This window comes from Ruminiclostridium cellobioparum subsp. termitidis CT1112, from assembly GCF_000350485.1.
GTDB lineage: Bacteria > Bacillota > Clostridia > Acetivibrionales > DSM-1351 > Ruminiclostridium > Ruminiclostridium termitidis.
In genome coordinates, this window is the sequence record NZ_AORV01000021.1 from 118,653 (window position 1) to 137,083 (window position 18,431).

At 40.7% G+C, this 18,431-nt stretch carries 14 protein-coding genes and 1 tRNA gene; 3 read left to right on the plus strand and 12 right to left on the minus strand.

Annotated elements, in window-relative coordinates:
* Nucleotides 1-12: 12 nt before the first annotated feature.
* The 10 genes from CTER_RS05035 to CTER_RS05080 all read right to left on the minus strand — a co-directional run bounded on the left by CTER_RS05035 (nucleotide 13) and on the right by CTER_RS05080 (nucleotide 12,410).
* The gene (locus tag CTER_RS05035) at nucleotides 13-999 is read right to left on the minus strand and encodes an ABC transporter ATP-binding protein (protein WP_004624191.1); all 987 of its coding nucleotides are present in this window, start codon (nucleotides 997-999) and stop codon (nucleotides 13-15) included.
* Nucleotides 996-1,973 (minus strand): ABC transporter ATP-binding protein, encoded by a 978-nt coding sequence (locus CTER_RS05040; protein WP_004624002.1) that lies wholly within the window; start codon nucleotides 1,971-1,973, stop codon nucleotides 996-998. Before CTER_RS05040 ends, CTER_RS05035 begins: the two co-directional genes overlap by 4 nt.
* Before the next feature lie 14 nt (nucleotides 1,974-1,987).
* Nucleotides 1,988-3,400 carry an oligopeptide ABC transporter permease gene (gene opp4C / locus CTER_RS05045; protein ID WP_004624201.1) on the minus strand — a complete coding sequence of 471 codons (1,413 nt, stop codon included), beginning with the start codon at nucleotides 3,398-3,400 and terminating at the stop codon, nucleotides 1,988-1,990.
* An 8-nt stretch (nucleotides 3,401-3,408) separates the two neighbouring features.
* On the minus strand, nucleotides 3,409-4,374 hold the full coding sequence (locus CTER_RS05050; RefSeq protein WP_004624145.1) for an ABC transporter permease: 966 nt from the start codon (nucleotides 4,372-4,374) through the stop codon (nucleotides 3,409-3,411).
* Between the two features lie 110 nt (nucleotides 4,375-4,484).
* Complete coding sequence (locus tag CTER_RS05055; protein WP_004624285.1) at nucleotides 4,485-6,251, minus strand: ABC transporter substrate-binding protein; 1,767 nt, start codon at nucleotides 6,249-6,251, stop codon at nucleotides 4,485-4,487.
* A gap of 497 nt (nucleotides 6,252-6,748) precedes the next feature.
* A complete protein-coding gene (locus CTER_RS05060) occupies nucleotides 6,749-8,542 on the minus strand; it encodes an oligopeptide ABC transporter substrate-binding protein (RefSeq protein WP_004624159.1) in 1,794 nt (597 codons plus the stop codon).
* Nucleotides 8,543-8,570: 28 nt separating this feature from the next.
* Entirely contained in the window at nucleotides 8,571-9,488 is a 918-nt protein-coding gene (locus CTER_RS05065; protein WP_004623995.1) for an ABC transporter permease, read from the minus strand.
* Nucleotides 9,489-9,505: 17 nt separating this feature from the next.
* Nucleotides 9,506-10,468, minus strand: coding sequence for an ABC transporter permease (locus CTER_RS05070; protein ID WP_004624019.1), 963 nt, complete (start codon nucleotides 10,466-10,468; stop codon nucleotides 9,506-9,508).
* Nucleotides 10,469-10,482: 14 nt separating this feature from the next.
* The gene (locus CTER_RS05075; RefSeq protein WP_004623999.1) at nucleotides 10,483-11,409 is read right to left on the minus strand and encodes an ABC transporter ATP-binding protein; all 927 of its coding nucleotides are present in this window, start codon (nucleotides 11,407-11,409) and stop codon (nucleotides 10,483-10,485) included.
* Between the two features lie 2 nt (nucleotides 11,410-11,411).
* Complete coding sequence (locus CTER_RS05080; RefSeq protein WP_004624010.1) at nucleotides 11,412-12,410, minus strand: ABC transporter ATP-binding protein; 999 nt, start codon at nucleotides 12,408-12,410, stop codon at nucleotides 11,412-11,414.
* A gap of 431 nt (nucleotides 12,411-12,841) precedes the next feature.
* On the opposite strand from CTER_RS05080, the gene CTER_RS05085 reads away from it, so the two are divergent.
* Nucleotides 12,842-12,926, plus strand: a tRNA-Tyr gene (locus CTER_RS05085).
* A gap of 197 nt (nucleotides 12,927-13,123) precedes the next feature.
* On the opposite strand, the gene CTER_RS05090 is transcribed toward CTER_RS05085, so the two are convergent.
* Together CTER_RS05090 and CTER_RS05095 are read right to left on the minus strand one after the other, a co-directional pair.
* Complete coding sequence (locus CTER_RS05090; RefSeq protein ID WP_004624048.1) at nucleotides 13,124-13,951, minus strand: formamidopyrimidine-DNA glycosylase; 828 nt, start codon at nucleotides 13,949-13,951, stop codon at nucleotides 13,124-13,126.
* Nucleotides 13,952-13,957: 6 nt separating this feature from the next.
* Nucleotides 13,958-14,227 carry a zinc ribbon domain-containing protein gene (locus CTER_RS05095; RefSeq protein WP_004624277.1) on the minus strand — a complete coding sequence of 90 codons (270 nt, stop codon included), beginning with the start codon at nucleotides 14,225-14,227 and terminating at the stop codon, nucleotides 13,958-13,960.
* Between the two features lie 468 nt (nucleotides 14,228-14,695).
* Here CTER_RS05095 and CTER_RS05100 point away from each other — a divergent pair, with 468 nt between their 5' ends.
* Both CTER_RS05100 and CTER_RS05105 read left to right on the plus strand, forming a co-directional pair.
* Entirely contained in the window at nucleotides 14,696-16,546 is a 1,851-nt protein-coding gene (locus CTER_RS05100) for an ABC transporter ATP-binding protein (protein WP_004623991.1), read from the plus strand.
* Nucleotides 16,546-18,378 (plus strand): ABC transporter ATP-binding protein, encoded by a 1,833-nt coding sequence (locus tag CTER_RS05105; protein WP_004624193.1) that lies wholly within the window; start codon nucleotides 16,546-16,548, stop codon nucleotides 18,376-18,378. Before CTER_RS05100 ends, CTER_RS05105 begins: the two co-directional genes overlap by 1 nt.
* The last annotated feature ends 53 nt before the right edge of the window (nucleotides 18,379-18,431 follow it).

Sequence of the window (18,431 nt, forward strand, 5' to 3'; positions counted from 1 at the left end):
AATTATACAATCTTATGTTGCGCTGATACTTTCTCCGGCAAAATGGCACGCAACCATATGGCCGTTTCCGGCATCCTTCAGTTCGGGCTGCTGCTGACTGCAAATGTCTTTGCATATGGGACAGCGTGTATGGAAACGGCAGCCTGAAGGCGGATTTGCCGGACTTGGTATATCCCCGGTCAGAATGACTCTGTCCTTTTTAACTCTAGGGTCGGCAACAGGCACTGCCGACAAAAGCGCTTTTGTATAAGGATGCAGCGGATTCTCATACAGTTCCGATTTATCAGCCGATTCCACAATCGACCCCAGATACATTACCGCAACTCTATGTGATATATGCCTCACAACACTTAAATCATGCGATATGAACAAATAGGAAAATCCGTATTGCTTCTGCAAATCCCCCAGTAGATTTATTATCTGGGATTGAATCGAAACATCCAGGGCCGATACCGGTTCATCGCATACTATAAACTCAGGATTGAGTGCCAGAGCTCTTGCAATACCTATTCTTTGACGCTGTCCGCCTGAAAATTCATGTGGATACCTGTCTATATGAAGCGAAAGCAGACCACACTGGTTCATTATTTCAAGCACCCGCTTCTTTAAATCCTTTTTAGTGCAAAAACCATGCTCAAGCAGCGCTTCACCTATCAGATCACCGACGGTCAATCTGGGATTAAGCGAGCTATAAGGATCTTGAAATACTATCTGCATTTTTGGTCTTAAGCTTTGCATCTCGCTCTTCTTTAATTTGAAAACATCAGTTCCGTTAAAAACCACCTGTCCGCCTGTACTTTCGTGAAGTCTTAAAATCGTTCTTCCGACTGTGCTCTTACCGCAGCCCGATTCTCCAACCAACCCAAGGGTTTCACCCTTTTTTAGAGAAAACGACACGTTTTCTACGGCCTTTACATGTCCAACTGTTCTCTGTAAGATACCGCCTTTGATTGGGAAATATTTTTTCAAATCTTTTACTTCAAGCAATGTATCACTCATTTTATCTCCTCCCCAATCCTTTTACATGCAACAAAATGATCCTTTTCCACCTCAACGGCATCAGGGAATCCATTTTTACATTCTTCGCCGCACTTTTCACATCGGTCACTGAAATAACATTTATCAGGAAGATCTATCAGCACCGGTACCTGTCCCGGAATGGTATAAAGTCTTTCGCTGACAGTGTTCATCTGAGGTTTGGATTTCAATAGACCTATGGTATACGGATGTGTGGGATTTAAAAACACATCGTTTACACTTCCCTGCTCAATTATTTTCCCGGCATACATAACAATTACATAGTCCGCCATTTCCGAAACAACACCCAAATCATGCGTTATCAGAATTATAGACATATCAAATTTCTTTTTGATATCCTTAAGCAAATCTAAAATCTGAGCCTGAATTGTTACGTCCAGAGCCGTTGTTGGTTCATCCGCAATCAATAGCTCAGGATTGCAGGACAGAGCCATTGCTATCATAATTCTCTGTCTCATACCACCGGATAATTCGTGCGGATAAGAATTGAATATTTGCTCCGGCCGTGAAATTCCAACAGTAGTAATAAGTTCAATAGCCTTGTTTTTAGCTTCTTTTTTTGAAAGCTTCTCATGAAGCATAAGTGCTTCCGATATTTGATTTCCCACTGTAAAGACCGGATTCAAGGAAGTCATTGGTTCCTGGAATATCATTGAAATTCTGTTGCCGTTTATTTTTCTCATCTCATTTTGCGAGAGTTTTATTAAGTCAGTGTCATTTAATAGAATTTCCCCGTCAACTATTTTCCCCGGATTTTGAATAAGTCTCATCATGGATAATGACATAACACTTTTACCGCATCCGGATTCTCCCACGATACCAATTGTCTGTCCCTTTTTCACATCAAAGGAAACACCATTAACGGCTTTGACGACACCGGCATCGGTATAAAAATATGTATGAAGGTTTTTAACCTGTAATAGCTTATCAGACATATCTTTCAACCCCTTTACTTTTTCATTTTTGGGTCGAAGGCATCTCTGAGTCCATCACCCATAAAGTTAATTGCTAATACTGTTACGAAAATGGTTAATCCGGGAGGTACCCACATCCAGCTTCTAAGCATGAAATCATTGGTATCACGCACCGCCTGCACCATGTTTCCCCATGACGGATATGGCATTGCAACTCCCAGACCTAAAAAGGACAGGGCTGATTCTGTCAAAATAGCATTACCAATCTCTAAAGTAGCTGTTACTATCATTGTAGGTATTACATTTGGTATAAGATGTCTGATTATTTTATGTCTGTCCTTTAAGCCTAACGCCTCTGCTGCAATCATGTACTCCTGTTCACGCAGGGACAGTATTTGTCCTCTGACCATTCTCGCCATGGTGGGCCAGTATAAAACGCCTATAATTATCATAACAAAGAATACCCTTTTTTGAGGCGATACATTTAAATCCGACATTACGGCTCCCAAAATAATAACCACCGGAAGGAATGGAAGACTCAGGAATATATCAACTATTCTCATCAATATATTATCGATCTTTCCGCCATAGTAACCTGCAATACCGCCAACAACCGTACCTATAAGAATTTCGATCAAAACTACGACAAAGCCGACAGCTATTGATATCTTCCCGCCATACATCAATCTGGTCAAAATATCACGTCCGCTGCTATCTGTACCTAAAATATGAGTAGCGTTCGGTTTAAGCTTAGCATCTATAATATCGGTCTTTAATAAGGAGTAGTCGGAGAATACCGGACCATAGAAACAGACGATAACTAAAAGTGTAATAATAACAGCACCCAAAATGGCCAGTTTATTTCTTCTAAACTGCTTTATGGCCATGCTCCAGGGTGTCTGGATATTATTACCTTTGCTTCTTTCAGCGCTTTCCAGCATTTTAAAAACCAAAACCGAAAATAGTGACAAAATACTCAAAATAACAAGCAGCCTGGCCCCGAGACCAGTGTGTGCAGCAATTTCACTTGACTTGAAAATAGTTTTGCCATCACCTGTTTTAGTTGCCAGCAACATAGTCCCAAAGAAATCAGTTATTGAAGTCTGACTGTTTGAGAGCTGGATTCCATACAATACAACCCCTGCCATAATTGATACGACAGCACCTGATAAAGCTTTTTCACTTTTTTTGGCCAAAGAGTAAACCAATAGCCCAAAGGTAATTAAGAAAAAAACAAATGTGAAAAGCAAAAATATGGAATTACTGTTAAAAACATAAGTTTTGGCACTTTGAGATAACTTTTCCAGCTCAATTCTCTTATATAAATTCGTTAATAAACTTAGCCCGTTTATGGATTTGTAATCCTTAAAAGTGAGAAATGGCAGAAAATAACAAGCAGCTGATAATATTACTAATATTATTGATAAATACTTTATAATTTTTTTCATACTCCACCTCACTTCAGCTTTACTCTTGGATCAACTACCGCGTACAGAATATCCGACAGCAGATTGCCCAATAAGGTTAAAACGGCAACAAACATTGAAAATCCCATCAGCAAAGGATAATCGCGTTTTGTTACAGCGTCCAGTGCAATTTTTCCGATTCCTGGTATGCCAAATATACTCTCGGTTATTATTGCACCGGCAAAAAGGGATGGCAATGAAATTCCTATGTAAGTAACTACAGGAATGAGAGCATTTCTCAAGGCGTGCTTGTATACAACCACTTTTTCACTAAGCCCTTTAGCTCTTGCCGTTCTGATATAATCCTGCTTTATAATTTCCAAAACTGAAGTTCTGGTATATCTCATCAGCTGACCAATGCTTAAAAAAGCCAATACCAATGACGGTAAAATTACATGCTTTAACCTATCCAGCAAAAACTGAATTCCGGCAAAACTTGTACCCGGAGTATCCAGCCCCGCAAGCGGCAGCCATTTCAAATCCACGGCAAAAACTTTTATTAAGACCAACCCCAGAAAAAAGGAAGGCAAAGATATTCCTATCAAGGCAATCACAGTGAAAAAATAATCCGTCTTGGAATATTGATGAGTAGCACTGATAATGCCTATTGGGATTGCTATCAGCAATTCCAGGATGAATGCAATAATAGCAATCAGGAATGAATTCCATACAAATGTACTTATGACTTTGGATACAGGCTTCTGATGGGTGAATGAATCACCGAAATCACCATGTACCGCACCTGATATCCATTTTACATATTTTACATGGATAGGATCGTTAATTCCATACAGATCCTTTAAATGCTGTATTTGTTCCTGCGACATATGCGACGTCTGAGCTTTGGCGTCTATAAAATTTCCAGGAACCAAATTTATTATAAGAAAAATTATGATAGAAACCCCAATTACGATAGGAATCATCTGAAGTAATCTTCTGGCTATGTAATTCCACATTTTCCCAATTCTCCTGTCGTTATAAAAATTCAAAAGAATGCCCGGACAAAAAATCCGGACATCTTTTAATTAAAAAGACTTAAATATTCATTTACAATTGTTGATAAATATTATTTTACTTCACACTTGTAAATGTTATAGAAGAATTCTCTGAATGAGGAAGTTTCATAACCTTGTATTCTTGCATTTGCTACCCACATATCACTTCTTTGATAGACATACAGGAATGGAAGGTCATTATTTAGTATTTTATATATCTCTTTATAAATTGGCTTTCTGGCTTCAACAGTCAATTCAGCCAGGCCTTTGTCATAAAGTTCATCAATTTTAGGATTATTGTAGTTATTGTAATTCTGAGGACCCTTTGACTTAAATACATTAGCCATGGAGCTGTCAGGATCCGGAGTTAATCCGGCAGCCATAAAGAAGGCTTCCAGCTGCTTCTTTGAGGACTTTTCCTGGAGTGTAGGCCAATCAAGATTTTCAATAGTTACATCTATGCCGATCTTTGCATAGTCATCCTTCATAACAGGAACCATTATATCTGTAACGGCATTTTGAGGCATGCATGAGAACTTGATTGTAAATACCTTTCCGTCTTTTTCACGCTTTCCGTCTGCATTAAGAGTCCAGCCTGCTTCATCAAGCAGCTGTCCTGCCTTATCCAGGTCAAAATCATATGTGTTGCAGCCCTCGTCATCATATGCCCAGGATACGTTTGATTCAGGTATATTAACTACATTTGCATATTCACCGTAAACTTTTTCAACAACAGCTTTTCTGTTGAGTGCATACATTAAAGCCTGTCTGACTTTTACATCACTGAATTTTGGATCAGCCTCATTAAATGAAACATAACCGAATCCGTTGGTCGGGAATCTCATTATTTCTATGAAACCTGCATCTTTAGCAGCCTTCATGTTGTCAGGTGAAACTGTTGCCATATCTATATCGGTTTCTCCAGCCATAACTCTCTGTAATTCCTGTCCTTCCGGAGTTATAGAGAAAATAAGATTCTTGATTTTAGGTGCACCTTTGAAATAATTTTCATTTGCTTCGAGTTTTAATTCCTGGCCTGCTTTATACTCTACAAACTTGTATTGTCCTGTACCCATTGGGGTAGAGAGTTTTTCCTTAACCTTTGCAATATCTCCTTTTTGGAAATCAGGAGCGTAGTGGTTCTTTTCCATTAAAGGAACCTGCAGGTTGAATATAGCAGCTCCACTTGCCTTGTCACAAGTGATTTCAAGTGTCTTTTCATCAACAACCTTTATTCCTTCAATAGTTGTTGCACTGCCGTTTTTATAGGCATCCAATCCTTTAATATATGCTTTGGTGATATCATTTGGTCCGTCATACTTGGGATCAGCCAATAAATAATAAGTAAATTCCAAATCCTTTGCAGTTGCAGGATTTCCGTCCCAGAATTTAACTCCGTCCTTAATTGTAAACGTATACTTCAAGCCATCATCGGATATTTTGAAATCAGTTGCAGCTGGAATTGCCTTACCATCAAAGTCAGGGTCAATGTTGAAATCAAACATGGTATAACACATATACCAGTCATATGAGTTATCTCCAAACAATACACTGAATATACCCGTGGTATCTGAAACACCAATAACCATTGAATCTTTTCTGTCTGACGCCACTTTCGGACTCTTAGACGCGTCGGTAGCCTGAATATAATCCACCTTGTACTTTGCAAAATCAAAACCTGTTGCCGAAACACCTGCTGAACTTTCCGCACTGGCGCTCGTGCCCGCTGCACTCGTTGTGCTTCCGGAAGCGTCTCCGGTGTTGGAATTGCCGCCGCAGGCAGTAAGTGACATTACTACTGCCAGGGACAACGCCAGAATAGATAACCTTCTTTTCATTTTTTTAAATCCCCCTTAAGATAAAATAAAAATAATAAACAGCCATAATAAAATAAAACTTATTTATGGTACTGCTGTATCCATAACATAAAACAAAGAACATTAACACATCAAAACTATATTGTTATATAGTAATACATTCGGCTTATTTATCTATGGTTTACGCTTCTATGTATCTGCTGTTCTGTTTATAAAAAAAACACAGACAATCCAAAACATTAATGCTTCATTGCATAAGTTTCGAAACTCATCCATGTACTTTGTAATGATGGATAATACGAAGTTAAGTATTAAATTATGTAATTTTATTATTAAATACTTTATCATAACTTGTCATAGTTTTCAATATATTACAAGCAAATTGTTAATAAAGAAATATTCCCGTCGATTGAAAAGTTAAAATTACCCTCTCTTTACTACACACAAAGCGCCAATCACTTATTAACGCGATTGGCGCCTAAATAAATTTTTCTGTGTCTTGCCATCAGGGTATAACATTACTTAACATCCGCCTTCTTCAAAGGAGCTTCTGCAGTTAATTCAATTAAGTGGGCAAAGCACTTAATATCAAAAGATGTCAGCTCATAATTTTTAACACGGTTGTTCACTGCGTCCAGTTCCATTCTCCACATTGTGGGAATTGCAGGGGCCTCATCAAAAAATGCCTGCTGGAATGCGTGGTATTTTTCGGATAAAAAAGCCTTATCCCATGCCTTTTCGGAGGAAATATCACTCATAATTGGATCGAAGGTGTCACTTGTATATCTTGTGTAATTTGCAGATGAGTCGGGACCCCAAAGGTTCTTAGGATTGGGGTCAAATCCTGTCTGCCATGCGCCGTCGTACATATCAATCTTCGGATCATCGTGCTCAACTGCATCATAAAAAGCGTTGAACTCGGTCAAACGGCCGTTGTACAACTCAACCTTCAAGCCTACATCCTTCCAGTTCTGCATTTTAAATTGTGCATAAGTATCAGCACCCTCTCCATCCATGGTCGCCCATGTAATACTGAAAGGCTTTCCACTGGGATCCTCGCGGTAACCGTCATTGTTGACATCCTTGTAGCCCGCTTCATCCAGCAGCTTCTTTGCCTTTTCGGGATCATATGTATAACCTGCGATTTCAGTGTTCTGGTATGCCGCATGTCTGGGAGTAACAACTGTGGTTGCAAGAAAACGCAGACCATTATACAGCTCTTTTGCGATTTTATCATTGTCAACTGCATAGCCGATTGCCTGTCTCAGCTTTACATTTGCCATTTTTGAATTTGGATCATAGATGTTTTTATTATTTTTCTGATCCCATTTCCCCAATTTAAATGCCGTGTAATTGAAAACAGTCTGGAGCTGTCCTATATAGGAGAAATTCTTAGGCTCCTTGTAGTCTGGATACTGCTGTTGTGAAAACAACGCAATATCAAACTTGCCTTCTTCCATAGCGGCCGGTACCAGGTCGGGAGCTATTACAGTGAGTGTAACGCCATCCAGCTTCGGCGCGCCCAGATAGTAGTCGTCATTTCTTACAAGTTCAACCGACTCCCCGGAAACAATGCTCTTTATCTTGAAAGGACCGAAGCCAATGGGAGTTTTGCGTGATTTTTCATGAGCCTTCATCTCTTTTACCGGAATTTCTTCATAATAATGCCTTGGAATAGGTGCAATCCAGATGCCTCCTACAAGAATGGAGGGGAAGAAATTCTTAAACTTGATAGTTAACGTCATCTTATCAGCCGATAATTCCAGACCGGATATTGTTTTGGCCTTGCCCGCATGGAACTCTTCCACACCGACAATATTTGTGAATTGCTCATCATAGCGCATTCCTTCATAATCCTTATCACAAATTACTTCATATGCATATACTAAATCGTCCAACGTTACCGGTTGGCCATCATGCCACTTGATACCGTCCTTCAGCTTCAGCGTCATGGTTTTTGCGGTCTGATCATAGGTATAAGTCGCTGCTCCGTCCTGATCGAAAACAAAGTTTTCATCAGCACTTAAAACATTCTCCATGAACCACTGATAAATATCAACATCAGGCTGATTATCCGAGAAACATGGATTAAAAATTCCTTCAAAAGCAGAAGCTGACACCACCGCAACCTTTAAAACTCCGCCTTTGATGCTGGGCGCATCGTTCGTGTTCTTTATTGGGAACTTTGCCATAACCTCCTGCATAGATGACTGTGAATTAATGGCCGCTTCCTGACTTTTGCCGCAGCCGGAAAATGTAGTAACCGTCAAAGCCAACGTTAGTGACAGTGCCAAAAGTCTTTTCATTTTCATAACTATCTCTCCCTGTTAAATAAATATTTTATGCTACCCTTTGTTTGGCGTCAGCCGCTCTTTTAACGGCCTGCCCGACAAAATATATACAAAGCATCATTACCACGATCAGTATTGATGCAGGTAACCATTGCCAGGGTCTGCGCTGCAGATTATCCGGATTCATGGCGTAGTTGATCAGTGTACCAAGGCTTGGCGTATTAAATGGAAGGCCGAAACCCAGAACGGTCAAACCGGTCTCTAACCCCATATTCCCCGCCAGATTCAACGTCAGATTTACAATAATTATAGAGCCTATATTTGGAAGTACCTCCCTGAACATTATGACAAAATTACGGGTCCCCAGTGTCCTGGAGGCCTGCACATAGTCCAGGCTGCCCTGCTGTAAAGTCTTTGCTCTTGTGAGCCTTGCATCGCTTAACCAACTGAGAGCCGATACAATCAGTACGAAGGTAATAACATCATACTTTGGTATAATGGATATAATAGCAATAATAATCATCAACCTCGGAAGCATCGATATAAAGTCAATTACTCTCATGATTATATTATCGGTTCTTCCTCCGAAATAACCGGCAATCAAGCCGACCAGTATGCCCACTATTCCGCATAATGCGGTAACACCTATAGCTATCAGGAAGGAATTTCTCGCACCCAGAAACATTTGACCCACCATATCTCTCCCCGAAGCATCAGTCCCAAGTATGTAATCAGCTGACGGCGGCTTATTGATCATACCCAGCTTTACTTTGACGGCCTCTCCCAAATCAAAAAATGTAGAACCAATGAAAACTGTAGCAAAAATAATTATCAGCAAGATGAATGAAACCATTGCCAGCTTGTCATGTACAAGCTCTGTCCGTACCGCTCTTCCAAAGGATGGTTTGTTCAGAGGCTTTTTGCTCTCATCCGTCTTTTTACTTCTTTTATTCTTCAAATTTTCCATTATTTAGGCTCCTCTCATTATTTTATCCTGATTCTTGGGTCTACAGCCGACATAATAATGTCGGAAATCAAAGTACCAAGAACCGTCAGTACGGCGAATAAAATAATCAGGGCATTTACCACCGCATAATCCCTGCGCAGTATGGAGTCGAGGAAAAGGTTGCCCATTCCCGGATAGGAGAAAATTCTCTCGATAAATATGGAGCCGCCAAGCAGGAACGCAATATCATATCCCAGGTTTGCAGCAGTAGGAAGAAAGGCATTCCTTAAGATATGCCTGGTGTATATGGTTTTCTCAGGAACACCCTTTGACCGGGCAGTCATAACAAAATCCGAAATTTTATAGTCAACAATCTCACTCTTTAAAATCTGAATAACGCCCACCGGATATAGCACGCCCCCGGTGATTGCCGGCAGCAGCATATGATGAATCCGGCTTAAAAAATACGAAAGGGTTCCAGGCTGCATGCCTACATTTACGGTTCCGCCCATGGGAAACCAATTTAATTTCAGCGAAAAGAAATAAATATTGATAACACCCAATACAATGGACGGCATTGCCAGAGCCAGAAACGTGTAAAAACTGATTGCCTTGTCTACGGGTTTTCCGTTAAACCTGCCAGATATGACACCAAATGATATACCTATGATATATGTAATTCCCAAGGTAAGCAGAGAAAGCCAAAATGTGTTAGCCGCACGGTTTCCGATCAATTCCGTCACCGGAATCTTGTAGCTGGTGCTCTCTCCCAGATCCCCACTTAAAGCATCTGTGACCCATCTGCCGTATTTTACATACCAGGGGTCATAAAAACCCCATTTTTCACGAAGCTCTTCCAGCCTCTCAGGTGACACATTGGGGTCGATTTTACCGGTCAGGGCATCCCCCGGCATAAAACTGGCAAGAATGAACACCAGCAGACTCAGCACGGCAACCTGCGGGATTAATACCAGAAGTCTTCGTAATATTGTTTTCCACATACATTCCTCTCCTTTTACGGTAAAGCGACAAAGTGGTCGTCTCCGGTTTTTTTCAAATCATAAACCCGCTGGTCTTTATCATAATATATGTGGTACTTGCTTTCATATTCCTCCGCAACCTGTTCTCTGAAATACTGAAGCTCTTCCCTCCTGTCCGGATTGATGTCTGGAATGGCAGCAAGCAAACGCTTGGTATAAATATGCTGCGGATTTTCGAATATTCTCTCCTTAACGCCCTTTTCGACAATCCTCCCTTTGTTCATTATTATAAGGTTTTTACACATATGCTTTACTACACCCAGGTCATGGCTGATGAACAGAAATGCCAGATTGAACTGCTTCTGTATGTCCTTCATGAAGTTCAGCACCTGCGCCTGTACGGATAAATCCAGAGCTGACACCGGTTCGTCTGCAATAATCAGCCTGGGCCGCAAGGCCAGCGCACGTGCAATGCCGATTCGCTGCCTCTGCCCTCCAGAGAATTCATAGGGGTATTTAAACATTGTCTCGGAAGACATCCCCACAATTTCCAGCAGCTCTTCAATGCGCTTTTTTTCTTTGCCAGCCGTCTGCTTTTCAAAATTCCGAAGAGGCTCAGCAATAATATCCAATATCCTTTTCTTAGGATTCAGAGAAGAGTAGGAATCCTGAAATATCATCTGTACACTTTTCCTGTAGGAGGAGTGATTTTTTCCGATATACCTCGTGATGTCCTTTCCATCGAAAAGGATTTCTCCTGCCGTTATTTCCGCAAGTCCCATGACGGCTTTGCCTGTGGTACTCTTCCCCGAACCGGACTCACCCACCAGGCCCAGGGTCTCACCTTCGTCAATCCTGAAGGAAATGCCATCCACCGCTTTGACGTAACTCTGGACTCTGCCTAAGATTCCTCCCCTGATGGGATAATGTACTTTTAAATCGTTTACCTCAAGTAAAGCCAAAGCTACCCCTCCCCTCTCATGGAAAAGTTTTTATAGCAGGAGCACAATACAAAATGCCCTTTATCTACCTCGTGATACTTCGGATGCTCTTCATGCTCCGATTTGTCAACCCATGGAATTCTGGGAGCAAATCTGCAGCCTTCCCGTTCCATATTCTTCAGAGAGGGCACCATCCCTTCAATCACATGCAGTCTGTTCCCTTCCGCCGAATCAACACTTGGCACTGATGCCAGCAGCGAGCGGGTATATGGATGAAGTGGATTTTTGAAAATGGCACCAACCGCTCCGGTTTCCACAACCTGACCGGCATACATCACCGCCACCTTATCGGCCATTTCTGCGACAACACCCAAATCATGCGTAATCAGAATGATACCCGACTTCATTTCCTTTTGAAGCTTCTTCAATAAATCCAGAATCTGCGCCTGTATAGTGACGTCAAGTGCTGTGGTTGGCTCATCTGCAATTACCAGAGACGGCTTGCAGGCCAGCGCTATGGCAATCATTGCCCTCTGCCTCATTCCTCCCGAAAGCTCGTGAGGAAACTGAGAATAGGTTAATTCAGGAGATACAATGCCTACTCCCTCCAACAATTCAATAGTACGAGCCTTTTTCTGCTTCTTGTCCATTTTCATATGGAAGGTCAACGATTCCTCAATCTGTTCCCCAATTTTCATCAGTGGATTTAAAGCAGTCAGAGGATCTTGAAAAATCATTCCAATATCCTTGCCCCGGAATTGATTTAACTCGTCCACATTCATAGTCAGCAGATCAGTTCCTTTAAAGTATATATTGCCTTCCACCTTCGTATAGGTACTGTTATGCAGACTGAGAACGGATAGGGCAAGTGCACTTTTACCGCACCCCGATTCACCTACAATTGCAAATACTTCATTCTCACTTACGCTCAGCGAAACACCGTCCACTGCAGCATAATGCCGCCCGTCAATACGAAATGAAGTAATAAGATTATCAATTCTCAATAGCTCATTCTTTTCCATAACAATCCCCCGTCAAAAACATAAAAGTTCCGGAAAGGACATTACAAAATGTTCATACACCAGGCATATGTGTCCATTCTGTTGTCTATATTAAAAAACACAGACAATTCCAAACATTTATGCTTCATTGCATAAGTTTAAGAACTCATCCATGTACTTTGTAATGATGGATATATATATAATCAGTTATGAAAACTTAATATAATTTTTTCTTATACTCTATCATAACTTGTTATTTATTACAATATATTACAGATAATATATTGTAAGGTATTTATTAAAAAATATTGAAATATTTTGAAAATAATTTACAAAAAAGTTTTTAAATATTTTGTTTCATGATTTGCCGTTACTTTTTCAAAAAAAAGGTTGACAATTCGCGATAATTACTGCATAATCTTATTTGTTGTAAAAAATAATAATATTTCCGTGGAGGGGTTCCCGAGTGGCCAAAGGGGGCAGACTGTAAATCTGTTGTCAGTGACTTCGATGGTTCGAATCCATCTCCCTCCACCACCAAAGCCTTGTACATATGCATTAACGCTGTGTGCGGGGTTTTTATCTTTTATGGTTAATTATTTTCAGTCTATTTTATATAAAAATGTAATTAAAAATTTTTCCCTAGAAAATTAAAAAAGTGCCGGATTTGGTTTCTCCGGCACCCACAAAAATGCTTAATTTCTTCTTATATTAAACCTCTATTAAACCTCAAATTATAATTTCTGGCACGTGGGACAATAATAAATGCTTCCTCCCAGGTAGGCTTCCTTCCTGATTACATCGCCGCATACCAGGCAAGGTTTATCCACCGTATTCTTGCTGAGTTTTGTTTTGTAACCTCCTGAGCAGCCAAATAAATCTTTTTCAGTATCTCTCCCGCCCTGAAAAGTCATTTCTGCAAGAGTATTTTTTACAGAGAGAAATAACTTTTTCTTATCCCCCGGAGAAAAGGTCCTTACCTTTTTTCGGGGGTGGATTTCCGCATTGTACAGTATGTCCTGCAGAACTCCGTTACCCAGGCCGGGGATCCTTTGTTCGGTGGCAAGCAATGCCTTTGCACTGAGCCCTGCATTTTCTGCTGCTGAAACAATTTTATCAAAATACCCCTCGTCAAATTGGCTGGACAGAACAGATGGCTTCACTTTGGCTATATTATAGTATTGATTGTCAAAAGTACCATCCCTGAAGCACCACAACCCTCCATACATTTGCACCGAGGCAGTCAAGGCGGTAAAGTCATCAAATTCAATGAGAAGCTGGTGTTTCTGGGGCCTTTTTTCATTTTCGCCATGGTATTTGACGGCTACTCCGTCACCAAGGAGTATGATCGCATCCTCCGCGGTTATTTCCACCATACCCCCTACGCCTTTTGCATCACCGATTATTTTTCCGCTGAGCAAACCATGATATTTATCGGGATCACCGAAGTACCATGCAAATTTGTGAGGACTTTGAGCAGAAATAACATTCATTATTCTTTTTCCGGTTATATTTTCCCTTATTTGTCTTGAAAGCTCCAGGGCCTCAGGTATCTCAATCATATGACCTCATTTCTTCCATCTTTTCAGCTGCGGAAACAGTTCGAGCATGGATTTTCTGGCAGTTTCCTCATCAGGCCAGGGATTTCCCTTTGAGACAAAAGGAACACAGGATTCTATCATTTCCTCCATAGTCTCTTCCTTTGCAAAATTACCGTTAACAAAACAGTAATGACAATAGTCACCATTCCTGCTGCCATCAGCATTTGTTCCCTGTAATTCCTCACTTTCCAGAGGCATTGCACAGCTCTGGCAGAATTTCATTTGAGTATTATCCATATAAGCAACTCCTTTGTTAATATTTTACTATAAATTTTATAATAATAAATAGGACAACAGCATGTCATATTTAAAACATTATTTTGATTACTTATTTTACAAATTTATTACAGCTATTGACAGGACATACACAAGTATAATAACATATCTTGGTAAGCTTAAATTACTAAACTTGGTGAAAGGAGTGTTTATAAAGATGTTATCAATTAGATTTAATGAGGTGCTCTGCAAATAATTGAATATCGGATCTATGACAGGCAAGTTTGTTGTTATTTTCATGCTTGTGTTAGGTCAAACACTTAAGTAACCGTCATTTGAGTTGAAATATCAAAAATAGAATATTTTAAACACGATGCTATGGTATCGTGTTTTTTTGTTCCCTTTTTTGTACCGCTTCCAGCTTTTAACATCCTATACCAAATAGACGGCACTTATTTAAGATACTATTTTTTTAAAGGAGAGTTATGTATGCAGCCCCACAATAAAGGTAGATTTAAAATGCTTTATACATTTATAACAGGCTTTAGATGGTATTACGTACTTGCAATCATATTCACCATGCTTGCAATTGTGTTCAACTATCTGATGCCGCAGGTCATAAGACTGATAGTTGACGTAATCAGCGGAGCCAAGGAATTAAGCATGCCGCAATTCATTTTGGATTATATTAACCGGCAGGGCGGCAGTGAATTCATAAAAAACAATCTTCTGCTCAGTGCCGGAGCATCTTTGCTATTGGCTGTTTTATCCGGCGTATTTACGTTTTTGTACAGGTATTGCATGGCAAAGGCTTCAGAGGGCACTATCAGAAAATTGCGCAACCATCTTTTCGACCATATTCAAAAACTGCCCTACAGCTGGCATGTTAAGAATCAGACCGGAGACATCATTCAACGTTGTACCTCGGACGTTGAAACTATAAAAAACTTCTTGTCCATTCAATTTATTGAAATGGTCAGAACCGTTTTTTTGGTCACCTTCTCCCTTACTCTGATGTTCATGATGAATGTCAAGCTTTCGCTTATAGCGACGGCATTTATTCCGGTAGTTGTAGCCTATTCCGCCATCTTCTTTAAAAAGATAGCAGACAGGTTTAAATATGCTGACGAGGCAGAAGGAGCACTCTCTGCCATGGTTCAGGAAAACTTCACAGGAGTCCGTGTTGTACGTGCTTTCGGTCGTCAGGCCTATGAAATAGAAAATTTTGATACAAAGAATGATTACTTTGCCAACTACTGGATCAAGCTGGGTTACCTGCTCAGCAAATACTGGGGTATAGGTGACCTGGTATCCGGTTTGCAGGTAATGCTGATTATCATTCTGGGTGCAATAGAAGCAGCCAACGGAGTAATTACGCTCGGAGAGTTTCTGGTTTTCGTGTTTTACAATGCCATGCTGGTTTGGCCTGTAAGACAATTCGGACGTATACTTTCGGAAATGAGTAAAACAAGTGTCTCCCTCAGCCGTATAAAGGAAATTGTATCCGAGGAGCAGGAAAATGACAATCCTGGTGCAATAGCCCCCGATATGAACAAGGATATTGAGTTTAAGAATGTTACCTTTGACTATGAAGGACAGAAACCTGTTCTTAAGAATGTATCCTTTAAGATCAAGGCTGGAACAACCTTTGGAATTCTGGGCGGAACCGGTTCGGGAAAGTCTACCATAATGTATCTGCTAGACAGGCTTTATGGACTTCCCGAAGGCAAGGGTTCAATTGAAATAGGAGGTGTTGATATCAGGAATATCAAACTGGAGCACCTTAGAAGCAATATAGGCTTTGTTCTCCAGGAACCCTTCCTGTTTTCAAAGACCATCCAGCAGAATATTGATGCCTTTAAAGGCACAAACAGCATTGAAGAGATCCGTCACTTTGCAGAGGTGGCCGCCGTAGATGATGCCATTATGGGCTTTTCGAAAGGCTATGACACCATTGTAGGTGAACGCGGAGTGACACTGTCGGGAGGCCAGAAACAAAGAGTGGCCATAGCAAGAATGCTTATGCAGCACTCCCCTGTTATGATATTCGATGACTCACTGTCGGCTGTGGACTCCGAAACCGACGCCAAAATACGCGGTTCGCTAAAGGAGAATACTTCCAACAGCACTGTCATACTTGTATCCCACAGAATAACCACACTTATGAATGCGGATGTGATACTGGTGCTGGAGGATGGCCAGATTTCGGAAATGGGTACTCACAAGGAACTGTTGGAAAATGAGAACGGAATTTACAGAAAAATTTATGATATTCAGAGCAGTCTGGAAACCGAGCTGTTGGAACCCGGTCAGAATGCTCCAGCCGGAGGTGGTAATTAATGTCTTATTTTGAAGAGGAAGAATACAAAAAGCCCTTTTCCATTAAAATCTGGGCTAAAATAATACCTTTTGTAAAACAATATAAAAAAGCTTTTGTAATGGCTATTTCATTTCTGGTGCTTGTTTCAATAATAGATGTAGTTTATCCGCTGTTTCAGCGTTATGCCATAAATAATTTTATTGTCACCAAATCAACAGAAGGTATCGGTAAATTTGCAGTTGTATATGGCTGTATGCTCTTTACCCAGGCAATGGCTGTCATATTCTTTATAAAAAATGCAATGAGAGTTGAGCTCAATGTTGCAAAAGCAATACGAAGAGCACTGTTTGTGCATCTTCAGAAGCTGTCCTTCTCCTATTACAATACAACTCCCGTAGGCTATATGATGGCAAGGGTCATGAGTGATACGGGGCGTATAGGCCAGATGGTGTCCTGGGGACTTATTGACATGCTGTGGGCAATAATTTATGTAATCGGTGTATTTATTGCCATGCTGATATTGAATGTTAAGCTGGCCTTGCTGGTAATGTGCATATTGCCGGTCATTGCTCTTATCACCATGTATTTTCAGAAAAAGATCCTGAATATCAACAGAAAAATAAGGAAGATAAACTCGAGGATGACAGGCGCCTTCAATGAAGGCATAACAGGTGCAAGAACCTCAAAAACTCTGGTTATCGAGGATAAAAATCTTAAGGAATTCTCTGTGATAACTGATAACTATTACAACTATACCATCAGGTCTACGGTACTTAATGCGGTGTTTATACCCATTGTCCTGACCTTCAGTACACTGGCGGTGTGCTTCGTAATTGTCAGCGGAGGAAAACTGGCCATAAAAGATCCCTTTTTCTTCGGAACCTTTTCAGCCTTTATTACTTATGCAATCAGTATATTTGAACCTATTCAGCAGATTGCCCGTGTATTTGCAGACTTTGTTTCGACCCAGGCAAATATAGAGAGGGTTACCGGGCTGCTGGAAACCCAGCCTCAAATAACGGATACACCTGAGGTTATTGAGAAATACGGGGATAATTTCAATCCAAAAAAGGAAAACTGGGAGCATCTGAATGGTGATATTGAGTTCAAAGACGTTACCTTTAAATATCCTGATGGTGATGAGTACATTCTTACAAACTTCAATCTGAAAATACCTGCCGGAACCACAGTTGCAATTGTGGGAGAAACCGGAGCAGGTAAAAGTACTCTTGTTAATCTGGCCTGCAGGTTTTTTGAGCCCACCGGCGGACAGATATTGATTGACGGCAGGGATTACAGAGAACGTTCACAGCTGTGGCTCCACAACAATATCGGATATGTGCTGCAAAGCCCTCACCTGTTTTCCGGAACCATACGGGAAAATATAAGGTATGGCAAATTCGACGCCACTGACGAAGAGATTGAAGCCGCCATCAGGATTGTGGCTGCAGATGGAATTATAAGCAATATGGAAAACGGACTTGATACAAATATAGGAGAAGGCGGCGACAGGCTGTCTACCGGTGAAAAGCAGCTGATTTCCTTTGCGCGTGCAATAATAGCCAATCCAAGAATTTTTGTACTGGATGAGGCCACCTCCTCGATTGATACACAGACAGAGCAGCTTATTCAGGAAGCTATAATGCACATTTTGAAAAACAGAACCTCCTTCCTCATCGCCCACAGGTTGTCTACCATCAAGAAAGCCGATCTTATACTTGTGGTCAAGAATGGTAAGATCATTGAAAGAGGAACTCACAAGGAACTGCTCAGACAAAAAGGTTACTACCACTCTCTGTATCTCAAGCAGTTTGAGGAAGAGACCGGAGCGGCAGTCTTGAATAAAAAATAATTTTTTATGTGAAAATCTCTATATTAAAAGCCCTGAAGTCCCGCTGAAAATCA

Coding starts and splice junctions, on each gene's coding strand:
- CTER_RS05035 (WP_004624191.1), bottom strand. CDS start 999: ATGAGTGATACATTGCTTGAAGTAAAAGATTTGAAAAAATATTTCCCA.
- CTER_RS05040 (WP_004624002.1), bottom strand. CDS start 1,973: ATGTCTGATAAGCTATTACAGGTTAAAAACCTTCATACATATTTTTAT.
- opp4C (WP_004624201.1), bottom strand. CDS start 3,400: ATGAAAAAAATTATAAAGTATTTATCAATAATATTAGTAATATTATCA.
- CTER_RS05050 (WP_004624145.1), bottom strand. CDS start 4,374: ATGTGGAATTACATAGCCAGAAGATTACTTCAGATGATTCCTATCGTA.
- CTER_RS05055 (WP_004624285.1), bottom strand. CDS start 6,251: ATGAAAAGAAGGTTATCTATTCTGGCGTTGTCCCTGGCAGTAGTAATG.
- CTER_RS05060 (WP_004624159.1), bottom strand. CDS start 8,542: ATGAAAATGAAAAGACTTTTGGCACTGTCACTAACGTTGGCTTTGACG.
- CTER_RS05065 (WP_004623995.1), bottom strand. CDS start 9,488: ATGGAAAATTTGAAGAATAAAAGAAGTAAAAAGACGGATGAGAGCAAA.
- CTER_RS05070 (WP_004624019.1), bottom strand. CDS start 10,468: ATGTGGAAAACAATATTACGAAGACTTCTGGTATTAATCCCGCAGGTT.
- CTER_RS05080 (WP_004624010.1), bottom strand. CDS start 12,410: ATGGAAAAGAATGAGCTATTGAGAATTGATAATCTTATTACTTCATTT.
- CTER_RS05090 (WP_004624048.1), bottom strand. CDS start 13,951: ATGATTGAGATACCTGAGGCCCTGGAGCTTTCAAGACAAATAAGGGAA.
- CTER_RS05095 (WP_004624277.1), bottom strand. CDS start 14,227: ATGGATAATACTCAAATGAAATTCTGCCAGAGCTGTGCAATGCCTCTG.
- CTER_RS05100 (WP_004623991.1), top strand. CDS start 14,696: ATGCAGCCCCACAATAAAGGTAGATTTAAAATGCTTTATACATTTATA.
- CTER_RS05105 (WP_004624193.1), top strand. CDS start 16,546: ATGTCTTATTTTGAAGAGGAAGAATACAAAAAGCCCTTTTCCATTAAA.